Raw genomic sequence first — 23,286 nt, forward strand, 5'->3', positions numbered from 1 at the left:
GGTTCGTCCTTGTCATTCCGCCCTTCCTATTCCGCCCTTCTTATTCCGCCTTGATGTTTCCGCGCTGGATCACGCCCGTCCACTTGGCCACGTCGTCGCGGATGCGCTGGGCGAATTGCGCCGGCGTGCTGCCGACCGGCTGAAAGCCCAGTCCGGCCAGCTTGTCGCGCAACGCGCCATTGCGCACCGAATCGGCCAGCGTCTGCGACAGGCGCTCGATGATCGGCTCCGGCACCCCGGCCGGCGCGACCAGCCCGAAGAGGGGCGAGATATCCACCCCCGGCAGGCCCCCTTCGGTGAAGGTCGGCACGTCGGGCAATTGGCTGACGCGCTGCGGGCTGGTGACCGCCAGCGCGCGCAGGCGTCCCGCCTTGATGTGTTCCAGCAGCGTGGGCACGGTGGCAAAGGCGAACTGCACCTGGCCGCCCAGCAGGTCGGTGATCACGGTGCCGCCGCCGCGGTACGGCACATGCAGCACGTCCACGCCCGCCTGCTGCCGCAATTGCTCGCCGGCCAGATGCGGCCCGCTGCCAACGCCCGCCGAGCCGAACGACAGCGTACCCGGCTGCGCCTTGGCCAGCGCCACGAAGGCGGCGAGATCGGCCGCCTTGACGGACGGATGCACCACCATGACAAAGGGCGCCGTCGCCATGAGCGAGATCGGCGCAAAGTCCTTGATCGCGTCGTAGGGCTGGCGGTCGCCCAGCAGCGCCGGATTGATGGTGAACGTGGAGTCCACCATGCCGATGGTGTAGCCATCCGGCGCCGACACGGCCAGCGCGCGCGTGCCGATGGTGGTGCCGCCGCCGCCACGGTTCTCCACGACGAAAGGCTGGCCCAGCGCCTCGGCGTACACCTGCCCCGCCATGCGGCCCAGCGTATCGGTGGCGGCCCCCGGCGGATAGGGGATGTACAGGCGGACCGCCTTGTCCGGATACTGCGCGGCCCGCGCCGCGAAGGTCCAGGGCAGCATGGCGCCGCCCAGCGCCATGGCCGTGCCGTTGATCAGGAACGCTCTGCGCGATGAATGCATGTCTTTGTCTCCAGGTTTATGTTCTTGGCGGGCTCTTTGGACCCTTGACGCCACGGCGCCGTGCCGTCAGGTGCTGAACCGGCCCTCGGCCAGCGCCGCTTCGGGGTCCGCGCCCAGTCCCGGGCCGTCAGGCACGCCGACCCAGCCGTCCACGATGGGCACGCTGTCGCCATAGGGCACGTGCGCCAGTTCGACGTACAGGCGTTCAAGCGACACCTCGGCCTGCTGCGCCGCGATCAGGTGCAGGCTGGCCAGGTAGCCCGGACCGAAGAAAGCGACCTGCGGCGCGCACACGACGCGCGTGTCCGCACACTTTTGCGCGATGCGCCACGCGGCGGTCAGGCCCAGCTTGATGACGCTGGGCTGCACGTACTGCGCCGCTTCGCTGTCCACGATCCGTTCCAGGTCCGTCGCGCTGCTGGCGTTCTCGCCCACGGCCAGGGGGATGCCGCAGGCGCGCTTGAGCCGCGCCAGCGCGCGGTCGTCCTCGGGCGGCCACAACGGCTCTTCGATCCAGAACGGATCATGCGGGCGCATGGCCTCGATGGCGGCCTCGGCCTCGCCGGGCAGCCAGGCGCAATTGGTGTCCACCATGATGGGCACGTCCGGCCCCGTGCTGCGGCGCACTGCGGCCAGCGCGTCAGCGGTGCGCTCGTGCAGCTTGATCTCGGCATAGCCTTCGTTCAGCGCGCGCGTGGTCACGGCGTCCAGGCGTTCGGCGTTGCCGTAGTACTGGAGCAGCGACGCATACACCCGCACCCGCTCGCGGCGCTTGCCGCCCAGCAGCGCGTACAGCGGCACGCCCGCGCGCTTGGCGCGCAGGTCCCACAGCGCGATGTCCAGGCCGGCCAGCGCGTGCACCACGGGACCGGACCGCCCCAGGTTGTGCAGCGTGCGCTGCATGCCGGGCAGCAAGGTGTCGTCGTCCGCGTCGCGTCCGCAGGCCAGCGGCGCGATCAGGGTCTCGAAGATGGCGGGCAAGGCGCGCGGCTCCACGCAGTACGACTCGCCCCAGGCCACCGTCCCGTCTTCGGTCTGCACCCGGACCAGCGCGCTATCCAGCTTGTCGCGAGGACGGCCGGCAAACAGCGGCGACGGGCTCCAGTGATGGAACGGCAGGCGCAGGGGGATGCAGGTGACGGAAACAATGGTGTTGGCGGGCATGACGGATCGGCAGATAGCAGGAAGCGGGATGCGATGGCGCTATTCTGGCGGCCGCACGTTCATATGGTCAAATAGATGAATCAACTATTTCCATATGAATTTCATATGTTTAACCGCAGAGAACTTCTGCTGCTGCGCGCCATGTACCGGCACGACACGGTCACGGCCGCGGCCGCCTCGGTCAACATGACGCAGCCCGCCGCCAGCGCGCTGCTGCGCGACATGGAGACGCGGCTGGGCTTTGCGCTGTTCAGCCGCGAGAACCGCCGCCTGCACCTCACCAGCCAGGGCCGCGCCCTGATACCGGAAGTGCTCAACGCGCTGGCCGGCATCGAGTCGGTGGACCGGCTTGCCGTCGACATTCGCCAGGGCGCGCTGGCGCGGCTGGACGTGGGCGCCGTCGCAATCGCGGCGTCCAGCGTACTGCCTGCGGCCATGGCCGGCATGCGCCGCGCGCATCCGGCCGTGGCGGTAACCGTGCGGGCCGGCACCGCGCTGGAAATCATCGAAATGGCCGTGGACCACCGCATCGACCTGGGCATCATCATCGGCTCGCCGCCGGACATCGACAGGGTGTCCAGCCTGCGGCTCGCGCCATTGGGATTGCATGCGGTCATGCCCCCGGATCATCCCTGGGCGCGGCAGCCCGCGCTGACGCTGGAAGAAGTGGCCGCGGCCGGCCCCATCGTGCTGGCTACCGCCCTGCCCGCGGGCCGCGCAACGCGCCAGGCGCTGGAAGCACGCGGCCTTCCCTATCGGCCCATCATCGAAGTGGCGCAGTCGTCAGCCGCCTGCGCCCTGGCCGCGCAAGGCCTGGGCGTGGCCATCGTCGAAAGCCTGGGCGCGCACTACGCCGAACGCCAGGGCCTGGCCGCGCGCCATCTGCTGGCGCTGGAGGACCCGGTACTAGCAGTGGTGTGGTCACGCGACCGCGCCATGAGCGCGCCGGCGCGCCTGCTGCAGGAGGGATTGGCGGAGCAGGCGCGGATGTGGCTGTCGCGGCCCGATGCGGCGCCGCCGGCGCGCAGGCCGGCACGCGCGCGCGGGAAGCCAGGCTGAGCCAGCCGCCTTACCAGGACGTCGAGTAGGCGCCCGGAAACTGCTTGGCGACGAAGGCCTTGACCTCGTCGGACTGGTAGGCCTTGATGAAGCGAGCGATGCGCGGGTCGTCCTTGTTGTCTTCCCGCGCCGCGATCACCACGGCCGCAAACGGCGCGTCCTTGCTTTCCAGCGCCAGCGCGTCCTTGGCGGGCGACAGGCCCGCCGGGATCGCGTAGGCGGAGTTCACGGCGGCGGCGTCCACGTCCTTGAGCGAGTGCGGCAGTTGCGCGGCCTCGATCTCGATGAATTTCAGGTTCTTGGGATTGTCGGCAATGTCGAAGATCGACGCCGTGACCGTCACGCCATCCTTCAGCTTGATCAGCTTGGCGGCCTGCAGCACCAGCAACGCGCGCGCGCCATTGGTCGGATCGTTCGGAATGGCCACCTTGCCGCCTTGCGGCAGTTCGTCCAGCGACTTCACGCGCTTGGAATAGATGCCCATCTGCTGCACCACGGCAGTCGCCACCGGCACCAGCTTGTAGCCGCGCGCCTTGTTCTGCGATTCCAGGAAAGGCCGGTGCTGGTAGATGTTCACGTCCAGCTCCTTGGCGTCCAGCGCGGCGTTCGGCTGGATGAAGTCGCTGAACTCGATCAGCTTGACCTTCAGGCCTTGCTTGGCGGCGACCTGCTGCACGACCTCGCCGATCTGCGCGTGCGGACCGACGGTCACGCCCACTTTCAGTTCGGCGTCCTGCGCCATCGCCGAGGTGCCGGCAAATCCAATGAGGGTGGCAAGAACGGCCAGGGTATGGCGAAGGCGCATGGGAAATCTCTACAGGTAAGAAGAATGACCCCGGATTCTAGTGAGCGTCCTTCAAAACCGGAAGCGATGATTATTCATATTGATATGTGCAATCCGATATGAGCCGCGCGATGACAGCGCCGGCGCATGCGGCCACAATAGAGCCTGCTTTCATTCCTGCTTGCGCCATCCATGTCCACCAACCCCGAACTCCATCCGCACGCGCGCGCGCTGCTGGCCGACCACTACGCCGCCGTCGACCCCGACCTGCCCGACCTGCTGGATCTGCTGTTTGCGCGCAGCGCCGGCGAAGACTGGCACAAGGCCGGCACGTTCAAGCATCATCTGCTGGGCGTCTACCGCACGCTGGCGCTCTGGAACCAGCCGCGCGAAGTGCGTCTCCTGGGTCTCTTCCACAGCGTCTACGGCAACGAATACGTGGACCTCACCCTGTTTGACCGAGAACGCGAGCGCGACACGCTGCGCGGCGTGCTGGGCGCGGAGGCCGAGGAATGGGTCAGCCAGTTCTGCGCCATGCCGCGCACGAAGTTCGTGCAGGCCATCCTGCAAGGCCAGGGCACCGGCGCGGAAGGCCTGACGCTGGAAGGCGCCGACGGGCGGGTCTACACGTTCACGCCGCGCCAGGTCGCGGCGTTCACGGTCGTGTCCGCCGCCGACATCGGCGAGCAATGGCATAGCTGGCAGGACGAGATCTTCGCTGGCTATCCCCAGCAGCAGCGCCGTGACCTGAAGACAAACTGGGCGTCATCGCTATGGCCCGGGCCGCTCAAGCCGCCGTCGAACATCCTGTCGATGCTGTCGCACCTGCTGGCGCCGCTGTCGCGCATGCCGCAGGACACCGGCATTCCCATCCCGCCCGCCTTCGACCATTGCCGCGCCACGCTCAGCCCGCGCGACGAAGCCGCCGCCAGCGCGCTGTACTGGCAAGTCATCACGCGCATGCATCCGCTGACCGAAATGGACAGCGCCCGCCACATGCTGGAAGCGGCGGTCGAGCACAATCCGTGGGTGGGCGAGCCGCGCCTGCTGCTGGCGCAACTGGCGCTGACCGCGGAAGACTTCGATGCCGCCGAGCGCCACGCCGCCGCCGGGCTGGCCGCGTTGCAGGCCTGGGGCACCGCATGGGACAAGCGCATCGAATGGGCCGGATGGATGGCCTGGGCGCGCATCGAACTGCAGAATGCCCGCGCCCGGAAGTGGCCGGAAAACCTGGCCGCGCTGAACGGTCTGGGGCTGGTGGAATAAGCCCGGCAGCAATGCCGGCTTACGTGCCTTCCCAGTGCGGCCCGGGCACGGCGATGTCAAAGAGCTCCAGCACGCGCGCCACGGTGTGGTCCACCATTTCCTCGATGGACGCGGGCCGGTGATAGAACGCCGGCAGCGGCGGAAAGACGATGCCGCCCATTTCGGTCACCGCCGTCATGTTGCGCAGGTGCGCCAGGTTGAACGGCGTCTCGCGCACCATCAGCACCAGCCGGCGGCGCTCTTTGAGCGTGACGTCGGCGGCGCGGGTGATGAGGTTATCGGACAGGCCGTGCGCCACCGCCGCCAGCGTGCGCATCGAACACGGCACGATCACCATGCCCGCGGTCTGGAACGCCCCGCTGGCCAGGGTGGCGCCCACATCGCGCACGCTGTGAACGTGATCGGCCAACGCATAGACGTCCTGGCGGCTGACATCGAGTTCGTGCTTGATGTTCAGCACGCCCGACGCCGAAACCACCAGATGCGTTTCGACGTCTTCGACGTTGCGCAGCGCCTGCAGCATGCGCACCGCATAGAGCGCCCCGGTGGCGCCCGTGATGCCGACGACGAGCCGCCGCATGACGGCCTTTATGCCGTGGCGCCGGATTGCTCCAGCAGCGTCTTCAGCTCACCGGACTCGTTCATTTCATTCATGATGTCCGAGCCGCCGATGAACTCGCCCGACACGTAGAGCTGCGGAATGGTGGGCCAGTTGGAGAATTCCTTGATGCCCTGGCGGACTTCGTCGTCCTCCAGCACATTGACGGTGACCAGCTTCTTCACGCCACAGCCCTTCAGGATCTGAATGGCCTTGCCGGAAAAGCCGCATTGCGGGAATTGGGCGGTGCCCTTCATGAACAGCACGACGGGGTGCTGGGTCACGGTTTCGCGGATGAATTCTTGAACGTCGCTCATGGTGGTCTCTTGGACTGGCAAAACGGAATTGCTCAATTATAGGTACAGCCGGGAAAACGGCCGGGATTACCCCGGCGCGGCGCCGGTTTATCGGGGCGATTCCAGAGGCGGCGCGATGTAACAGACGCGCCTCCGGGCGGCGGCCTGCCGGCGTGAGACGCCCGCTACAGAGACGCCCCTCGCCCCGCAGGTGTCAGGCCCCCGCCACCGGCAGCCGACCGCCCGAGATCCGCTCGATGCCCGCCAGGTCCTTGCGGCTGTGCACGCCCTCGAACCCGGCCTGGACCAGCATGTCCCGCACGGCCTGCGCCTGATCCCAGCCATGCTCCATCCACAGGGCGCCGCCTGGCTTCAGGTGGGCGTCGGCGCCCTGGATGATGCGCGCCAGGTCGTCCAGCCCGCCCGCGCCGTCCGTCAGCGCGCCACGCGGTTCGAAACGCACGTCGCCCTGCTCCAGGTGCGGATCGTCGCTGGCCACATAGGGCGGATTGGAGACGATCAGGTCAAAGCCCTCGCCGGCCGGCACGGCCTCATACCAGCTGCCTTCGACGAACCGCACGGCGGCGGTCAGGTCCCAGGCGTTGCCGGCCGCCACGGCCAGCGCGGCCGCGCTGACGTCCGACGCCATCACCCGCGCGTCGCGGCGCGCCAGCGCGATCGAAATGGCGATCGCCCCGCTGCCCGTGCCCAGGTCCAGCACGGCCGGCCCGACCACGCCGGCCACGGATTCCAGCGCGGTTTCGACCAGCACCTCGGTGTCGGGACGGGGGATCAGCACGTCGGGCGTCACGCGGAACATGTGCCCCATGAACTCGCGCCGGCCCAGCAGGTAGGCCATGGGTTCGCCGGCCAGGCGGCGCAGCGCCAGGGCCTCGTACGCCGCGGCCGCCTCGGGCGCGAGCGCGTCGGTATCGTGCGCCAGCAGCCATGCGCGCGGCTTGTCCAGCACGTGCTCGAGCAGCATGCGCACCTCCAGGCGCGGCAGCCGCGCGTCGAGCAGCAGGCTCTTGATCTGGGGCGCCGTCATCGCATCGGCCTCAGATGTCGTCGCCCAGCGCGGCGAGCTGTTCGGCCTGGTGCTCGGCGATCAGCGCGCCGGTCAGTTCTTCTAGGTCGCCTTCCATGATCTGCTGCAGCTTGTACAGGGTCAGGTTGATGCGGTGGTCGGTCACGCGGCCCTGCGGGTAGTTGTAGGTGCGGATGCGCTCGGAGCGGTCGCCCGTGCCGATCAGGCTCTTGCGTTCGGCCGCCTCCTTGCTTTGGCGCTCGCGCTCTTCCTTGTCTTTCAGGCGCGCGGCCAGCACCTGCATCGCCTTGTCCTTGTTGCGGTGCTGCGAGCGGTCGTCCTGGCATTCCACCACCAGCCCGGTCGGCAAGTGGGTGATGCGCACCGCCGAGTCCGTCTTGTTGATGTGCTGGCCGCCCGCGCCGCTGGCGCGGAAGGTGTCGATGCGCAGATCGCTGGGGTTGATGACGATCTCGGACATCGCGTCGGCTTCGGCCATGATGGCGACCGTGCAGGCCGACGTGTGGATGCGTCCCTGCGCCTCGGTCGCGGGCACGCGCTGGACGCGGTGCGCCCCCGACTCGAATTTCAGGCGGCCATACGCGCCGTCGCCGTCGATGCGCGCGATCACTTCCTTGTAGCCGCCCAGCTCGGACGGGCTTTCCGACATCAGCTCCACGCGCCAGCCGCGCTGTTCCGCGTAGCGCGTATACATGCGCAAGAGGTCGCCCGAAAACAGCGCGCTCTCATCGCCGCCCGTGCCCGCGCGGATTTCCAGGAACACGCTGCGCCCGTCGTTGGGGTCGCGCGGCAGCAGCAGCAACTGCAGCGCGGCTTCCAGCGATTCGAGCTTGCCGCGCCCGGCCTTGATCTCGTCTTCGGCCATGGCCTTCATTTCGGGATCGGACAGCATCTCCTGCGCGGCCGCGATGTCGTCTTCGGAGCGGGTGAAGGCCGTGAAGGCTTCGACTACCGGCTCCAGTTCGGCGCGTTCGCGGGAAAGCTTGCGGAAGCGGTCCATGTCGGACGCGGTTTCCGGTTCGGCGAGCAACGCATCGACCTCGATCAGGCGATGGCACAGATGCTCCAGCCGGCTGCGCATGGAAGATTTCATGAGGGGATGACCAAAGGAGAAGACAGGAAAAGCGGGCGCCCACAAAGCGAACGCCCGCCATGAGGCGGGGCGTGGGGCAGAGCCGCTAACGGCGGGCGTCGCGGCCGGGGAACAGGCGCGGCATCCAGGCAAGCAGTCGCTTGCGTTCGTCGCCTTCGCTGCGGTTCAGCGCCGCCAGCGGGCCGTGCAGGTACTTCTGGGTCAGGCCGTGGGCCAATTGCTCGAGCACGGCCTCGGGCGACTCGCCCCGCGCGAGCAGGCGCCGGGCGCGTTCGAGCTCGGCGGCGCGGACGTCCTCGGCGGCCTGGTGCAAGTCGCGGATGACGGGCACCACTTCGCGCGATTGCATCCAGTGCATGAAGCCCTGGACACGGGTTTCGATGATGGCCTCGGCCTGCACCACCGCGGCGCGGCGAGCGTCGGAACCGGTCTGCACCAGCCGGCCCAGATCGTCCACCGAATACAGGTACACGTCGTCCAGGCGGCCGACTTCGGGCTCGATGTCGCGCGGAACGGCCAGGTCGATCATCACCATCGGGCGGTGGCGGCGCAGGCGCGTAGCCCGTTCCACCATCCCCAGGCCGAGGATGGGCAGGGAGCTTGCCGTACAGGAGACGACGACGTCGAATTCGGATAAGCGGTCGGTCAGGTCGGACAGCTTCATCGTGCTGGCCGAAAACCGGTTGGCCAGCAGTTCGGCGCGCTCGGCCGTGCGGTTGGCCACGACCATGCTGCGCGGACGTTGCGCGGCAAAGTGCGTGGCGCACAATTCGATCATTTCGCCCGCGCCGATGAACAGCGTGCGGGCCTGGTCCAGATTGCCGAACACGCGTTCGGCCAGGCGCACGGCCGCGGCGGCCATGGACACCGACTGCGCGCCAATGGCGGTCTGCGACCGCACTTCCTTGGCCACCGAGAAGGTGCGCTGGAACATCTGGTGCAGCAGGGTGCCCAGCGAACCGGCTTCACCGGCCGCACGCACCGCGTCTTTCATCTGGCCCACGATCTGGGTTTCGCCCAGCACCATGGAATCAAGCCCGCTGGCCACGCGGAAGGCATGACGGACGGCGTCGTCCTGGTGATGGCGATAGAGATGCGGGTGCAGCGTGCCGGCGTCCAGGCGATTGTGGTCGGCCAGCCAGGCGGGCAATTGATCGGCCACGTGGCCATCGGCCGCGCAGTAGATCTCGGTGCGATTACAGGTAGACAGGATGGCGGCTTCGCGGACCGATCCGCCGAACGCCGAACGCAGGCCTTCCAGGGCGGGCTTGACCAGATCGACGGGCATGGACACGCGTTCGCGGACCGACACCGGCGCGGACGTGTGATTCAGACCGAAGGCAAGGACAGCTACCGACATGTTTGAGGGATGGCTGGCGCCATCCGCGGCTGAGCGTTAAGTACTGCCACTATAAGAACAATGCGTCACGGCCGGCTTGTCGCGCATCAAAGGCGGCAACGGGTCCGGCTGCAACAACAAACCGCTGACGATTATACCCCTGCGGGTTATCCCCAAGCCACTCCCGTCCCCAATCTCAGCCCCTTTGCGCCCCTTCCCGCCGCATTCGTGCCGATTTCGTGCCGTACAGCCAACAGTCGCCGCTTTCTCCCGCCCACGCAAAAAAAAGCGACGCTTCCGGCTCGCGGCTGGCACAAGTCCAAAAATTTGTGTATAGTTGCGGACTTCGTTGGCCTGGTAGCTCAGTCGGTAGAGCAGAGGATTGAAAATCCTTGTGTCGGTGGTTCGATTCCGCCCCAGGCCACCAAAAGAATTTCCGGGAGCTTCGGTTCCCACAAGAAACCCAGCCCCAAGCCCAGCCCAAGCGCTGGGTTTTTTGTTGGCGCGGCGCGTTGCCGGAAATTGCTTGGCACGCCCCACCAGCCCCGACATTTTGTGTATAGTTGCGGGCTTCGTTGGCCTGGTAGCTCAGTCGGTAGAGCAGAGGATTGAAAATCCTTGTGTCGGTGGTTCGATTCCGCCCCAGGCCACCAAGAATCCATCAAGGCCCAGCCCGCTTCCGGCTGGGCCTTTCGCTTTAGGGTCCCCCGCCGGGTCATCCGCGGGCGCGCGCCCGGCCTGGGCGCCCGGCCTCGGCACCCGACCTCGGCACGCCAACACCGGGTATCGCCTCTCTTCTTGCCCGCGGCATTTCGCGATATTGTGACTCGCCGCCGTCCCGCAGCAGATTCCGCCCCGTTGCCGCAAATCCGTACCCCAGAACGGAGTCAACCTATGCGCCCCCGCGCACGAATCCTTTTCTGCCTCTTCGGACTGGCCCTGGCCTGGGCGCGCGTAGCGTTTGGCGCCGATGCGCCGGCGCCCGCCACGCAGACGCCGGCCGTGATCCAGATGGCTGAAATCCCGCTGCGGGCGGACACGGATCTGCGCTTTGCGGAAAACGTGCTGCAACGCGCGGCCGCGGCGGACCCCGTGTCCGCGTTCATGCCGCAGCTGGACGCGATCGCCAAGTCCGCCGACGAAAAACTCTACGAATTCCAGCCGTCGCGGCTGCGCAACTTTCCCATCATGCGGCTGGAGAGCCTGGAGCGGCATTGGCTTTTCGACGTCCGCCGGCTGGCCCGCTGGCGCGACTCCATGCGGCAGGCGACCGCCTGGTATGCCAACGATGCCGCGGAGTTGCTGCGGCGACGCACGGCCTGGCAGGCGATCAAGGACGCGCCGGGCGCGGCGGGCCTGCCGGTCGCGCTGGCCGACCGCATCGACGCGGTGATCGCGCAGTTGTCGGCGGCCGGCCAGGCGCTGTCCGGCCCGCTATCCCGCCAGGTCGAGCTGGAGCAGCGCGCCAATACCATCGAGGAACAGATCAACGCCGGCCAGCGCCAGGTGATCGAGGCAATCAACGACGTCGACGCGCGCCTGCTGCGGGTGGACTCCCCGCCGCTCTGGAATCTGGACTGGGCCAAGACTTCCGACGAAAACACGCTGTCCCTCCTGCGCGACGGCCTGGACATCGAAGCCCGCTTCGCCCGCGACTACAGCGCCGCGGGCGCCGGCAACCAGCGCGCCCTGCACGCCCTGCAGCTGCTGCTGCTGCCGCTGCTGCTCTGGCTGGCTCGCAAAAGCCGCAATGCGATCCGCAGCGGCATCATGAATGAAACCTCCGCGGGCGTGCTGGGCAGGCCGCTGTCCACCTGGGTGCTGCTGTCCATGCTGGGCGTCCTGGCGCTGGAGCCGGACGCGCCGTTGATGGTCCAGCAGATCGCCCTGGTGCTGTCGACCATACCCGTGCTGCGCCTGCTTCCGCCGTCCAGCCGGCGGCGACTGGACCATTGGCCCCGGGTGATCACGGCGCTGTTCCTGGCCGAGCGGCTGGGCTTCCTGTTCCTGGCGAACACCCTGGTCTACCGCCTGTCCACGGTGGTGATGGCGACGACGGCGCTTGCGGCCATTCTGTGGCTGTTGGCGCGCGGCCGGCGCCAGACGTATCCGCCCGGCTCCCAACGCCTGGTCCGCGCCCTGCGCGCCGTGGCCTGGAGCGCGGCCGCGCTGTTGGGCGTATCCCTCGTCGCGAACTTGATCGGCAATGTGTCGCTGTCCGAAATGCTGACCAGCGGCATCATCGGCAGCGGTTATTTCGGGCTGATGCTGTACGCCGGGGTGACCGTCATCATCACGCTGCTGCAGCTTCTGCTGGCGCGACAGGGCATCTCGCGGTTCCGGCTTGCGCGCGAGCATGCGCCGCCGCTGGTCCAGCTTCTGATACGCCTGCTGATGGCCGCCGCGGTGGTGGGTTGGGCGATCTACACGATGGACCGCTTCCGCGTGCTGCGCTCGACGTACGCCGTGGTGACGCGGGTGCTGGCCTACACGCTGGAATTCGGCCAGATCTCCATCAGCCTGGGCAACATCCTGATCTTCGCGATCTCGGTGCTGATCGCATTCTGGGCCGCGCGCACGATACGGCTCATCCTGCACGACGAGGTGCTCACGCGCATGTCGCTGCCGCGCGGCGTCGGCAACAGCATCGCCTCGCTGTCGTACTACCTGGTGCTGCTGCTGGGCCTGGGCATCGCGCTGTCCGCGGCGGGCTTCCAGACCAGCCAGCTCACCCTGGTGTTCGGCGCCCTGGGCGTGGGCATCGGGTTTGGCTTGCAGGGCGTGGTGAACAACTTCGTATCGGGCCTGATCCTGATGTTCGAACGCCCGATCCAGCCGGGCGACGTGGTGGAAATCGGCGGCACGTCGGGCCAGGTGCGCGATATCGGCATGCGCGCCACGCGGATCAAGACCTTCGATGGCGCCGACGTGGTCGTGCCCAACGGCACGCTGCTGTCCGACAAGCTGACCAACTGGACCATGCTGGATCGCAGCCGCCGCATCGAAATCAGCATCGGGCTGGCTTATGGCACGGAGCCAAGACAGGTGCTCGAACTGCTCGATGGCATCGCCCGCCAGACGCCTGGCGTCGTGACCGAACCCGCCCCGATGGCGCTTTTCATGGGATTTGGCGCCAGCACGCTGGATTTCAGCCTGCGCGCGTGGACCTACGACTTCGACCGATGGATCGAGATCCGCAGCGACCTGCTGGCGCGGATGTACGACGCGCTCAGGGCGGCGGGCATCAACATCCCGTTTCCGCAGCGGGACCTGCACCTGCGCAGCGTGTCGGACGACGCCAGCCGCGCGCTCTTTGCCGCCAGGCCGCCCGCGCCGGACCCGTCCCAGCCCGGCTGACGCCTGGCCGGGACGCCTCACGCGCCGGTCGTCACCGGCACCGTCAACCCGTTTTTGACCCGGCTCATCACCACCAGCGTGGAAAATCGCTTCACGTTGGGATTGCCCCAGAAATGGCGCTGCGCGAACACCTCGTACTCCGCCATATCGCGCATGGTCAGCGTCAGCACGAAATCGACCTCGCCCGTGACCGACAGGCACTGCATGATCTCGGGCGCGTTGCGCATGGCGCGCTTGAACTGGTCCAGCTTGTCGGCCCGTTCGCTTTCCAGCGACACCAGCACGACCATCGTGATCCCCCGCCCCACGGCCGCCGGATCCACCACCGACACGTCCGCCGTCACCACCCTGGATTCGCGCAGCCGCTTCATCCGTCGCAGGCAGGACACCGGCGACAGGTTCACGCGCTGCGCGACTTCCTGGCTGGTGCGCTGGTTGTCTTCCTGCATGCTTTGCAGGATCTGCAGGTCGAAATCGTCTAATTCCATGAGGCTTCCGGAAACGCCTGGGCGGCGGGCGGGATATCGCTATCGGCAGATTCTAATCTCGGCCGCGACGCAAAACTGCGCCATTTCGACGGGAAACTTCATTTCGGGCCAGGTGGACGCAGGAATTAATCGGGCGCCTTCCTTACACTGGGAGCCCTCCGCCCGCACCGCGGGATTTCCTGCCGCACCCTGCAATGCCCTCACTCCAGCTTTTCCTGCTTTTCCTGGCCGCCGATGCGGCCTTGAAGCTCACGCCCGGCCCGGACATGGCGCTCACGCTGTCGCGCGGCATGACCCAGGGATTCCGGCCTGCCTTCCACAGCGTGCTGGGCAACGTGGCGGCAGGCTTTATCCAGGTGCCCGCGGTGGTGCTGGGCCTGGCATCCGTGCTGCGGACCTTTCCGGCGCTGTTCGTCGGCATCAAGGCGGCGGGCGGCCTGTACCTGGGATACCTGGGCATCAAGGCGATGATCCGGTGCGCCAAATCCGCCGAGGTGACCCTGGTGGCGCGGCCGGGCGATGCGCGCGATGCCTTCTGGCAAGGCTTCATCACCAATCTGCTGAATCCCAAGGTCCTGCTTTTCATGATCGCCTTCCTGCCGCAATTCACCTCGCCGGACCACGGACCGGTGTGGATACAGATGCTGGTGCTGGGCGTCACCATGAAGGCGCTCAGCCTGCCGTACGGCGGCCTCTTTGCCTACGGCGCGTCGCGCATCCGCGGCTGGGTGGGGCGCAATCCCTGGTTCCTGCAGATGCAGCAGGGCCTGTTGGGCGCCATCATGCTGGGGCTGGCCTTCTATGTGCTCTACGCCTCGGCCGTGCATCCGCAGCCCTGACCGCCCCCTTTCCCAAACCGCCCCACGCATTGCGCAACTTCCGCCACCCATGACCGCCGCAACCTTGAACAACGGACACACCGACTCCCCGTCCACCCTGCTTCCCACCCTGTCGCTGATCGGCGCCATGGCATCGCTGTGCGTGGGCACGTCCTTTGCAAAATCGCTGTTCCCGGAAGTGGGCGCGCAGGGCACCACGGCCTATCGCATCGTCATCGGCGCCATCATCCTGCTGGCTTTCTGGCGGCCCTGGCGCTTTCCGCTGACCCGCGCCAACGCGGCCAGGATCGCGCTGTATGGCGTGACGCTGGCCTGCATGAATCTGCTGTTCTACATGGCATTGCGCACCCTGCCGCTGGGCGTGGCCATCGCCATCGAATTCACCGGGCCGCTGACGCTGGCCGTCGTGCTGTCGCGGCGCGCCATCGACTTTGTCTGGATCGCCTGCGCGCTGGCCGGCCTGATCCTGCTGATCCCGACCGGGCAGTCCATCCACGATCTCGATCCCGAAGGCATCGCCTACGCGCTGGGTGCGGCCGTGTGCTGGGCGCTTTACATCGTCTTCGGCAAGATGGCGGGACACGTGCACGGCGGGCAGGCGACGTCGCTGGGACTGCTGGCGGCGGCCATGGTCGCCCTGCCGGTGGGCGCGGCGCATGCGGGCATGGCGCTGCTCGATCCCAAGCTGGTGCTGGCCGGCGTGGCGGTGGGCATCCTTTCCAGCGCACTGCCCTATTCGCTGGAAATGGTGGCGCTGCGCCGCCTGCCGCAAAAGACGTTCGGGGTGCTGCTCAGCATGGAGCCGGCCATGGGCGCGCTGGCCGGCGTGGTCGTCCTGAACGAGCACCTGTCGCGGACGCAATGGCTGGCCATCTGCGGCATCATCGTCGCCTCCGCGGGCTGCGCGGCGACGGCGCAGCGCAGCCGCAAGGCGCCCGTGCCGGCGCCCGACTGAACGCCGACCGCACGCTGCGCCCTTGCGCCGAAAGCCCCGCCGCGATCACCCGAAGCCCGGTTCGCGCTGCGGCAGCGACAGCGGATCGAAGTCTTCCCAATGATTGTTGCGCCAGCGGCCGTTGGCGTGCTCCACGTCCGCGCCGCCGGCGTCGCGCAGGATGCGGCACGCCAGCATCTCGCGCTGCGGCCGGGTGCGCACCGCGACCATGACGCCGGCCTGCCGGACCTCGGCATGGGCGTCGGGATTGAAATGGCCGTGCCGGGTCGCGCCATGGCCGGTCACCCAGAGCGCACCAAATAAAGAGCCCAGGTAGGCGCCCACGCCCGCCGCGGCCAGGATGGCCGCCGTGGATTCGCTGAGTTCCGCCGCGACAAACCCGCCAAACACCGCGAACACCGCCCCCACGCCGCCGGCGCCAAGAAACGCGCCGATATCGGCGCGCCCGGAATCCGGGTCCGAACGCCGGTCACCGCCATACGGGAAGCGGCCGTGCTCGCCGGCGGGATTGACGTAGAAAGTGTGGATATCCCAGTCAGGAAAGCCGCTTATGGCAAGGCGGCTGGCCGCCGCCTTGGCGGCCTCGAAGCCCTCGAATCGGGCAGCGACGATCAAAGACATGGCGACCTCCCCGCCCAGCGTCCGGGCCGGATGCACATGACTTCATCGTACGCCGGTGCGGACGCGATGGATGCGCGCGTTACACCTTGCCGCGCCCGTTGCGCCTTGCCGCGCCCATTACGCCGGCAAGCTCAGTCCGCCGAAAACCCCTTGGCCTGGATGACAGCGCCCCACCGCTGATGCTCCTGCCCCGCGTAGGCGCGGAAGGCATCCGGGGTGCTGCCGGTGGGCTCCATCCCCTGCACGCTCAGTTGCCGCACGACATCGGGCGATTGCAGCGCATGCCGGATCGCCTGGCTCAGCTTGTCCACGATCGGGGACGGCGTGCCCGCGGGCGCCACCACACCCTGCCACGCGGCAGCCTCGAAGGCCGGACCGCCCGCCTCGGCAAAAGTCGGCACGTCGGGCAACTGCGCCGACCGCGTCGCGGCGGGCACGGCAATGGCCCGCAACCTGCCCGCCTGGATCAGCGGACGGGCGGCGGCCAGGTCCGCCATCATCACGGGCACCACGCCGGCCGCCACGTCCTGCAGCGCCGGCGGCGTCCCCTTGTACGGAACCGCTGTCGCCGTGCCCCCGATGGTCTCCATGAAAAGCGTCATCGCCAGATGGTGCGGACTGCCCACGCCCAGAGACGCAAAGGTGCCCGGCTGCTCGCGCCCCAGATACGCCTTGACGTCGTCCAGCGAGCGCAGACCGGAATCCGGCGCCGCCACCAGCACGATGGGCAGCGCCACCAGACTGGACACCGGCGCCAGGTCCTTTTGCGGATCGTAGGGCAGATCGCGATACAGCCACGGGTTGAGCGCCAGCGTGCTCATTCCCGCAGTCAGCACCGTGTAGCCGTCCGGCTCGGCGCGCGCGGCTTCCTGCGCGGCGACGATCGTGGCCGCGCCTGGTCGGTTCTCGACCACCACCGCCTGGCCCAGCGTCTCGGCGACGTGGCGGGCGACGATCCGGGTCGCAAGATCGCTGCCCCCGCCCGCGCTGAACGGCACCAGCCAGCGAATGGGACGGTCGGGATAATCGGCCGCCAGCGACGCGGCCGGCAAAGCAGCGGCCAGCGCCGCCGAACACAGCATGCGCAGCACGCCCTTGAACATGACGAGAACTCCCATGGAATATCGATGGCCCGCGCGGGGCCGGTTATGCGCGCGCGGCGCTCAGCCAGCGCAGGCCGGCGGAGGTTGAGCCCGCGGGGCGGTACTCGCAGCCAATCCAGCCGCTGTAGTGCAATTCGCGCAGCACGCCGAAGACCCAGCCGTAATCCAGCTCGCCGCGGTCCGGCTCCTGGCGCAGCGGCACGCCGGCGATCTGCAGGTGGCCCACCCGGCCGGTGGGCAGGTACTCCCGCAGCTTCATGGTGACGTCGCCCTCGACGATCTGGCAGTGGTACAGGTCCATCTGCACTTTCAGGTTGGGCGCGTTGACGGTTTGCACGATGGCGTGGGCCTCGTCCTGGCGGTTCAGGAAGTAGCCCGGAATATCGCGGGTGTTGATCGGCTCGATGAGCAGGGTCACGCCCGCCGAGCGCGCCTCGCGGGCCGCCCAGTCGAGATTGGCGCAATAGCAGTCCCGCATCGCCTCGCGCGATGCATCCGGCGGCGCGATGCCCGCCATCACATGGACATTGGAACAAGACAGCGCGGTCGCATAGCAGAGCGCCTGCTCGATGCCGTCCTGGAACTCGGCCTGCCGGCCGGGCAGGGCCGCCAGGCCGCGATCGCCCTGGGCGGTGATGCCTGGCGGCGCATTGAAAAGCACCTGCGCCACGCCCGCGGCGTCCATGCGCTCGCGCACGAATGCTGCGGGCGCTTCATAGGGAAACATGCATTCCACGCCCGCGTAGCCGTCCGCGGCCGCCGCCGCATAGCGGTCCAGGAACGCATGTTCCGTGTACATCATCGACAGATTGGCGGCGAACTTCAGCATGGCGGGCTCCTGGCGCATTATGCCGCCGCGGGCGGCGGCACCCGGCGAAATTATCACACCCGGGCACCGCGCCCCAACAGGAATCAATACGTCATGCGCACGCCCAGCAGCACACTGCGTCCCGGCAGCGGCGCCACCGTCGAAATGAACGACGCATGGTTGTAGGCCAGCTTGTTCAGCAGGTTGGTGCCGCGCAGGAAGACTTCATAGCCCGTCGCGCCGTACTGCCCCCGATAGGCCACGACGGCGTTGACCATGTTGTAGCCGGGCGTCGTGTCTTCATAGGCCGCGATGTCCTTCTGCGCGAACACGCGCGCGTACTCGACGCCGCCCGACCACTGCTGCCACGTCACGTTGCCGCGCACGCCCGCGCGCCCCGCCGGAATGCGCGGCAGATTGCCGTCGCCGCCGGTCAGCTTGCCGCGCACGTAGTCGCCGAACACCGCCGCCGAAAAGATCGGCGTGAACTGGTGCCGCAGCTCGCCTTCCACGCCCGTGAACTCCGCATCCTGCTGCGTGTACTCGATCAGGCGGAAGTCTTCGTAACGGTCCAGCGTATTGGCGTAGATGTAGTTCTTCACGCGGTTGTGGAACACGCTGGCCGAGAACGTGGTCGCGCCCGAATGCTTGCGCAGCGTGAGGTCGATGTTGTGCGACGTTTCGCGCGTCAGGTCCGGATTACCCAGTTCATACGTATTGGTCGCCAGGTGGATGCCGTCCGCATACAGCTCCTGCGCGTTCGGCAGGCGCTGCGAACGCGACAGCGACAGCGCCACGGAATACTGCGGCGCAAAGTCCCAGATCGCCGCGGCCGACAGGGACGTTCCCGACAGATTGCTGCGCGGCTCGCCGCCCGACGGCGAAATGCGTTGCCAATCCTGGCGCGCGCCCAGTTCGAAGCGCCAGTCGTTCAACTGGTACTCCTCCAGCACGAACAGGCCATTCGAGCGCGTCTTGCTGGGCGGCAGGAACGCCTCTTCCCCTTCGGCGCTGAAGTCGCTGTAGGCGTTCTGCAGGCCGATCACGCCACGCCAGCCCGCGATGGGCTTGTGCTGCAGTTCCACCCGCACGTCGTAGCCCTTGTTCTTGAAGCGCGTGCCGACCTCGCCGCCTTCGATTTCGTCGTGCTGATAATCCGTGAGGCCGCCGCGAAAGCGGATCTTCTCGAAGCCGGCGAACGGCTCCTGGTACTCGGCGCGCAGATCCATCCGGTTGCTGCGCAGCTTCACGTAGGGCACGCCGCCATGCTCGTGCTCATGGTCGTGGCCTTCTTCGCCCGCTTCGCCTTCTTCGTCATGATCATGACTGCCGCAATGCAAGTGCGTGCCGTGCGGGTGGCAGCCTTCGTACTCGTGGTTGTGACCCGGCAGGCCATACTCGCTTTGCAGGTGCGTGAAAGCCACGCCCACGTAGCCGCGCGGCGTGATCCACGACATGCCCACCGAACCCTGGGTCGACTCGCTGTATGAGCCTTCCAGCTTGCCGCCCGGCCAATCCGGCACGTCATAGTCGCTGGTGCGGCGCTTCATGCCTTCGACCCGCACGGCGAACTGTCCATCGCCCGCCGTGATGCCGACCGCGCCGGCGCGCTCCTTGGTCCCGGTCGCGCCGCGCAGTTCCGCCTCGGCCGCGATGCCCTTTTCCGGCACTTCGGTCGGGATCTTCTTGTCGACCACGTTGACGACGCCGCCGATGGCGCCGCCGCCATACAACAGCGTGGCTGGGCCGCGCAGCACTTCGATGCGCTCGGCCAGCAGGGGCTCGACCGTCACCGCGTGATCAGGGGAAATGGCCGACGCGTCCATCACCTCGGACCCATCCGAGAGCACCTTCACGCGCGGCGCGGTCTGACCGCGGATCACCGGCCGGCTGGCGCCGCCGCCGAACGTATCGCTGTTCACGCCAGGCAGGTTCTTGAGCGTCTCGCCCAGCGTCCCGTTGCGCTGCTCGATCAGCGCATCGCCTTCCAGCACCGAGGCCGGCAGGGTGGTGCTGTTCAGATCCAGTCCCAGCGGATTCGCCGACACCGTGATGGGCGCGACGGTCTGTGTCCGCGCCGTTTCGTCTTCGGTCTGCGCCTGCGCAAGAGGCGCCATCAGCATCAACGAACACACCAGCGGCTTCAAGGGCGCACGGCGATGCGCGTGGCCTCGCACGGCGCGACGGCGTTCTTTCCCTATCCCCTGCTTCTTACCTTTCATCTTTAACCTCGTAGATGTTATATCATTACAAATTAAGGCCTGAATGATATAACATTTCATAACAGCCGCAAGAGCGCGGTGGTCGGGCAGCGGGCCAGATTTGACCCGCCCGGGCCAAATCTGGCCCGCTGTGTTTTCTTATTTATCAATAACTTATCGATGACCGGGTCAAATTTGGCCCGATTTTTCGTTCAGATCGCGGCTTTTCACGGGCTGCGATGCCGCAAGGCAGGCTGATTCGTGCCGGATTCAGCCCTAAGCGACTGATTTCTCATTGGTTTTCCACGCGCCACGCAACCTGGCACGGATTTCGCATATGTCGCCGCATTCCCTCAACCGGAATGCCTTGGGCCTCGTCTTCGGGCCTTGGCGTCGACACCGGACTCCGTCATGCGAAACCTGCGCGGCACCCACGCCCATCACGCCCCCCGATCATCGGATCTGCGGTTCACGTTTTCTCCGTCCGCCGCCGGCGTGCAATTCGATGTCATCGAGTTCATGCTGGATGAAGCGCTGTCCGAGACCTTTCTTTTGCGCGTGGCGTTGTCCAGCTTCGACGCGGCCGTGGACTTCGGTGCGCTGCTGGACCAGCCTGCGCTATTCACGATCTGGCGCGGGGATGCGCCGGTGCGCCATGTGCACGGCATCGTCACGGGCTTTGAACAAAGCGACACCGGTTTCCGGCGCACCCGCTACCGCGCCGTGGTGGAACCGGCACTGGCGCGCGCGTCGCTGTGCTCCGACTGGCGCATCTTCCAGCAGCAGTCGGTGCCGGAGATCCTTGGCCAGATCATCAAGTCCCACGGCATCACGGACTATGAACAGGTCACGACCCACGAACACCTGCCGCGCGAATACTGTGTCCAAGCCGGCGACACGGACCTGCGGTTCCTAGACCGGCTCGCGGCAGAGGAAGGATTCTTCTACCGCTTCGAACACACCGACAAGGGTCACCGACTGATCCACGGTGATCGCATCTACGTCCATGGCGCGATCGATGGGGGACCGGTCATCTACAACCCCACGCCCGGCGGCGATCAACCTGAACCGGCCCTGCGCCGCTTCACCTATGCCGAACACGTGCGCACCGCGCGCCAGACGCAACGCGACTACACCTACACCCACCCGCAATACGACCAAGAGCATTCAGCTTTAGCGCGCGAACTGGATCACCAGGATTCCCGCTACGAACGCTACGACTACCCCGGCCGCTACAAGCGCGACGAAGCCGGCAAGCCCTTCACCCACAGCCGCCTACTCGGTCTGCGCCGAGACGCCCGCATGGCCCATGTCGAAGGCGACGACGCGCGCCTCGTGCCCGGCGTGGCGTTCGACCTGACCGGCCACCCGCGCGAAGACTGGAACCACGGCTGGCGCCCGGTGCGGATGCAACACCACGGCATCCAGCACACCAGCCAACAGGAAGACGGCGCAGACGCCGCACAAGGCACGCAATACCGCTACACCGCCGACATCGTGCCGGACAAGGTGGACTGGAAGCCGGAACCAGCCCTTAAACCCCGCATCGACGGCCCGCAGATCGCCTCGGTCGTGGGACCTGCCAACGAAGAAATCTACTGCGACGCATATGGCCGCGTGAAGGTCCAATTCCCCTGGGACCGCCTGGGCCGCAACGACGAACACAGCTCCTGCTGGATCCGCGTCTCGCAGAACTGGGCGGGCGCGGCCTGGGGCCACATGGCCATCCCGCGCATCGGCCAGGAAGTGATCGTGGACTTCCTGGACGGCGACTGCGACCAGCCCATCATCACGGGCAGGACCTATCGGGCGACCAACCTGCCGCCGTACGCGCTGCCCCGTCACAACATCCTGAACACCGTCAAGACCAAGGAGCACAAGGGTAGCCGGGCCAACGAGCTGCGCCTGGACGACACCTCGGGCCAGATCAGCGCCGCGCTGATGAGCGACCATGCGGCCACGGCGCTCAACCTTGGCTACCTGACTCATCCCAGGCCATCGGGCGGCGTGCCGCGCGGCCAAGGCTTCGAACTGCGCACGGACGCACATGGCGTGTTGCGCGCAGGCGGCGGCATGCTGCTCACCACCGAGATGCGCGCCAATGCCGGCGAACATCACAAGGACTTGCCCGAGACCGCCGAGCGCCTGTCTGTCGCGCGCGAGCAGCAGGACACCTTCGCCACGCTGGCGCGCGACGTGATGGCGCAGGACCCCGGCGATCAGGACGGCGTGGCCAGCGCCTTGCAGGCGCAGCACGGGCAGATCCAGGGACAAGGCCCCGCCAACCCGCAGGCCAACCACTACCCCGAACTCAGCGCGCCGCACCTGGTGCTGGCCAGTCCCGCCGGCATCGCCACCAGCACGCCGGGCTGCACGCACATCGCCAGCGGCGAACACATCGCGCTCTCCAGCACCGGCCACACCAGCGTCTCGGCGGGCAAGCGGCTGCTGGCCAGCGCCAGCCGCGGCATGCGCTTCTTCGTGCAGAGCCTGGGATACCGCCTGATCGCCGCGGCCGGCGACATCGACATCAAGGCGCTCAAGGACAGCATCAACGTGCTGGCCAAGCTGAACGTCAACGTCAGCGCCACCCGTATCACGATCAGCGCCAAGGAAGAAATCGTGATCAATGCCGGCGGCAGCGGCACGACCTACAACGCGGGCGGCATCACGCATGCGACCGGTGGCGCGTACAAGGTGCATTCGGCGGGAGCACGGTTCACCGGGCCCAAGAGCCAGGCCGGGACGTTTCCGGATGAGCCCAAGCCATCCAAGGGAAACCTCGAGCTCTACAACATCTACGCCAACCGCAAGGGATTCAAGGCCGGCGAGTTTCGGGTGGAAGACGCCTTGGGCAAGGTGTACACCGGCGCGCTGGACAGCCAGGGATTCGCGGCCGTCTCCGGCGCCGCACCGGGCCCGGCCTCGGTCTCCTTCGGCAAGGATCCTTCGGACACCTGGGACATGGCGAACTACACGCCGGGCAAGGCGTGGACCGGCCCTGCATGGACCGGCGCGGCGCCCACTGCGCCCGCGCAGATCCAGTCGCTGGCGACCCGGATACTCGGCGCCGCGCAGCAGGCGTTGCAGACCGCGCAACAGGCGTCCACGGCGATGCAAACCCTGCGCGACGCGCCCCATCGCCTGATCCCGCTCGCCGCCCCCTCCATCAAACCGCCATCCGATTCGACGCCGGGACCGGGCCTGGCCAACGTCCTCATTAAAAAATAAACG

The 23,286-nt window shown here is 67.4% G+C and carries 19 protein-coding genes and 2 tRNA genes; 8 read left to right on the top strand and 13 right to left on the bottom strand.

All coding sequences use genetic code 11. The annotated features are described in order from the left end of the window. Positions 1 to 40 precede the first annotated feature (40 nt). Positions 41 to 1,033, bottom strand: coding sequence for a tripartite tricarboxylate transporter substrate binding protein (locus BXA00_RS07010; RefSeq protein WP_083714202.1), 993 nt, complete (start codon positions 1,031 to 1,033; stop codon positions 41 to 43). Between the two features lie 66 nt (positions 1,034 to 1,099). Next, on the bottom strand, positions 1,100 to 2,197 hold the full coding sequence (locus BXA00_RS07015; RefSeq protein ID WP_076517431.1) for a mandelate racemase/muconate lactonizing enzyme family protein: 1,098 nt from the start codon (positions 2,195 to 2,197) through the stop codon (positions 1,100 to 1,102). Positions 2,198 to 2,302: 105 nt separating this feature from the next. Here BXA00_RS07015 and BXA00_RS07020 point away from each other — a divergent pair, with 105 nt between their 5' ends. Next, positions 2,303 to 3,256, top strand: a complete 954-nt coding sequence (locus BXA00_RS07020; RefSeq protein WP_076517433.1) for a LysR family transcriptional regulator — start codon at positions 2,303 to 2,305, stop codon at positions 3,254 to 3,256. Between the two features lie 10 nt (positions 3,257 to 3,266). Here the strand turns inward: BXA00_RS07020 and BXA00_RS07025 are convergent, their stop codons facing one another. Next, on the bottom strand, positions 3,267 to 4,061 hold the full coding sequence (locus tag BXA00_RS07025; protein WP_076517435.1) for a MetQ/NlpA family ABC transporter substrate-binding protein: 795 nt from the start codon (positions 4,059 to 4,061) through the stop codon (positions 3,267 to 3,269). Positions 4,062 to 4,232: 171 nt separating this feature from the next. On the opposite strand from BXA00_RS07025, the gene BXA00_RS07030 reads away from it, so the two are divergent. Further along, on the top strand, positions 4,233 to 5,306 hold the full coding sequence (locus BXA00_RS07030) for a DUF6817 domain-containing protein (protein WP_076517437.1): 1,074 nt from the start codon (positions 4,233 to 4,235) through the stop codon (positions 5,304 to 5,306). A 19-nt stretch (positions 5,307 to 5,325) separates the two neighbouring features. Here the strand turns inward: BXA00_RS07030 and BXA00_RS07035 are convergent, their stop codons facing one another. From BXA00_RS07035 to hemA, 5 genes are all read right to left on the bottom strand, one after another. Continuing rightward, a complete protein-coding gene (locus tag BXA00_RS07035; RefSeq protein WP_076517439.1) occupies positions 5,326 to 5,886 on the bottom strand; it encodes a UbiX family flavin prenyltransferase in 561 nt (186 codons plus the stop codon). Between the two features lie 8 nt (positions 5,887 to 5,894). Continuing rightward, entirely contained in the window at positions 5,895 to 6,221 is a 327-nt protein-coding gene (gene grxD, locus BXA00_RS07040; protein WP_076517441.1) for a Grx4 family monothiol glutaredoxin, read from the bottom strand. Positions 6,222 to 6,414: 193 nt separating this feature from the next. Beyond that, entirely contained in the window at positions 6,415 to 7,248 is an 834-nt protein-coding gene (gene prmC / locus BXA00_RS07045) for a peptide chain release factor N(5)-glutamine methyltransferase (protein WP_076517444.1), read from the bottom strand. 10 nt (positions 7,249 to 7,258) lie between these two features. After that, positions 7,259 to 8,341, bottom strand: a complete 1,083-nt coding sequence (gene prfA, locus BXA00_RS07050) for a peptide chain release factor 1 (protein ID WP_076517446.1) — start codon at positions 8,339 to 8,341, stop codon at positions 7,259 to 7,261. An 85-nt stretch (positions 8,342 to 8,426) separates the two neighbouring features. Then, the gene (hemA, locus tag BXA00_RS07055) at positions 8,427 to 9,701 is read right to left on the bottom strand and encodes a glutamyl-tRNA reductase (protein ID WP_076517448.1); all 1,275 of its coding nucleotides are present in this window, start codon (positions 9,699 to 9,701) and stop codon (positions 8,427 to 8,429) included. Positions 9,702 to 10,031: 330 nt separating this feature from the next. Here hemA and BXA00_RS07060 point away from each other — a divergent pair. From BXA00_RS07060 to BXA00_RS07070, 3 genes are all read left to right on the top strand, one after another. Beyond that, positions 10,032 to 10,107 (top strand) — tRNA-Phe (locus BXA00_RS07060). Positions 10,108 to 10,257: 150 nt separating this feature from the next. Continuing rightward, positions 10,258 to 10,333 (top strand) — tRNA-Phe (locus tag BXA00_RS07065). Positions 10,334 to 10,574: 241 nt separating this feature from the next. Beyond that, positions 10,575 to 13,037: a mechanosensitive ion channel family protein gene (locus BXA00_RS07070; RefSeq protein ID WP_076517450.1), complete on the top strand. Its 2,463-nt coding sequence runs from the start codon at positions 10,575 to 10,577 to the stop codon at positions 13,035 to 13,037. 17 nt (positions 13,038 to 13,054) lie between these two features. Here the strand turns inward: BXA00_RS07070 and BXA00_RS07075 are convergent, their stop codons facing one another. Next, positions 13,055 to 13,525 (bottom strand): Lrp/AsnC family transcriptional regulator, encoded by a 471-nt coding sequence (locus tag BXA00_RS07075; protein ID WP_076517452.1) that lies wholly within the window; start codon positions 13,523 to 13,525, stop codon positions 13,055 to 13,057. A gap of 194 nt (positions 13,526 to 13,719) precedes the next feature. Between BXA00_RS07075 and BXA00_RS07080 the strand changes: the two genes are divergently transcribed. Beyond that, entirely contained in the window at positions 13,720 to 14,364 is a 645-nt protein-coding gene (locus tag BXA00_RS07080) for a LysE family translocator (protein ID WP_083714203.1), read from the top strand. Between the two features lie 49 nt (positions 14,365 to 14,413). Continuing rightward, positions 14,414 to 15,319, top strand: a complete 906-nt coding sequence (locus BXA00_RS07085) for a DMT family transporter (RefSeq protein WP_076517454.1) — start codon at positions 14,414 to 14,416, stop codon at positions 15,317 to 15,319. Positions 15,320 to 15,364: 45 nt separating this feature from the next. Here BXA00_RS07085 and BXA00_RS07090 read toward each other — a convergent pair whose 3' ends face one another. The 4 genes from BXA00_RS07090 to BXA00_RS07105 all read right to left on the bottom strand — a co-directional run bounded on the left by BXA00_RS07090 (position 15,365) and on the right by BXA00_RS07105 (position 19,974). Then, positions 15,365 to 15,940 carry a hypothetical protein gene (locus BXA00_RS07090; RefSeq protein WP_076521836.1) on the bottom strand — a complete coding sequence of 192 codons (576 nt, stop codon included), beginning with the start codon at positions 15,938 to 15,940 and terminating at the stop codon, positions 15,365 to 15,367. Positions 15,941 to 16,071: 131 nt separating this feature from the next. Further along, on the bottom strand, positions 16,072 to 17,058 hold the full coding sequence (locus tag BXA00_RS07095; protein WP_076517456.1) for a tripartite tricarboxylate transporter substrate binding protein: 987 nt from the start codon (positions 17,056 to 17,058) through the stop codon (positions 16,072 to 16,074). A gap of 28 nt (positions 17,059 to 17,086) precedes the next feature. After that, the gene (gene otnI, locus BXA00_RS07100; protein ID WP_076517458.1) at positions 17,087 to 17,872 is read right to left on the bottom strand and encodes a 2-oxo-tetronate isomerase; all 786 of its coding nucleotides are present in this window, start codon (positions 17,870 to 17,872) and stop codon (positions 17,087 to 17,089) included. Positions 17,873 to 17,955: 83 nt separating this feature from the next. Further along, positions 17,956 to 19,974, bottom strand: a complete 2,019-nt coding sequence (locus BXA00_RS07105) for a TonB-dependent receptor domain-containing protein (RefSeq protein ID WP_231952267.1) — start codon at positions 19,972 to 19,974, stop codon at positions 17,956 to 17,958. Positions 19,975 to 20,463: 489 nt separating this feature from the next. On the opposite strand from BXA00_RS07105, the gene BXA00_RS07110 reads away from it, so the two are divergent. Continuing rightward, positions 20,464 to 23,283, top strand: coding sequence for a type VI secretion system Vgr family protein (locus BXA00_RS07110; RefSeq protein ID WP_083714205.1), 2,820 nt, complete (start codon positions 20,464 to 20,466; stop codon positions 23,281 to 23,283). The last annotated feature ends 3 nt before the right edge of the window (positions 23,284 to 23,286 follow it).

The sequence above is a fragment of the Achromobacter sp. MFA1 R4 genome (assembly GCF_900156745.1).
Lineage (GTDB): Bacteria > Pseudomonadota > Gammaproteobacteria > Burkholderiales > Burkholderiaceae_B > Achromobacter.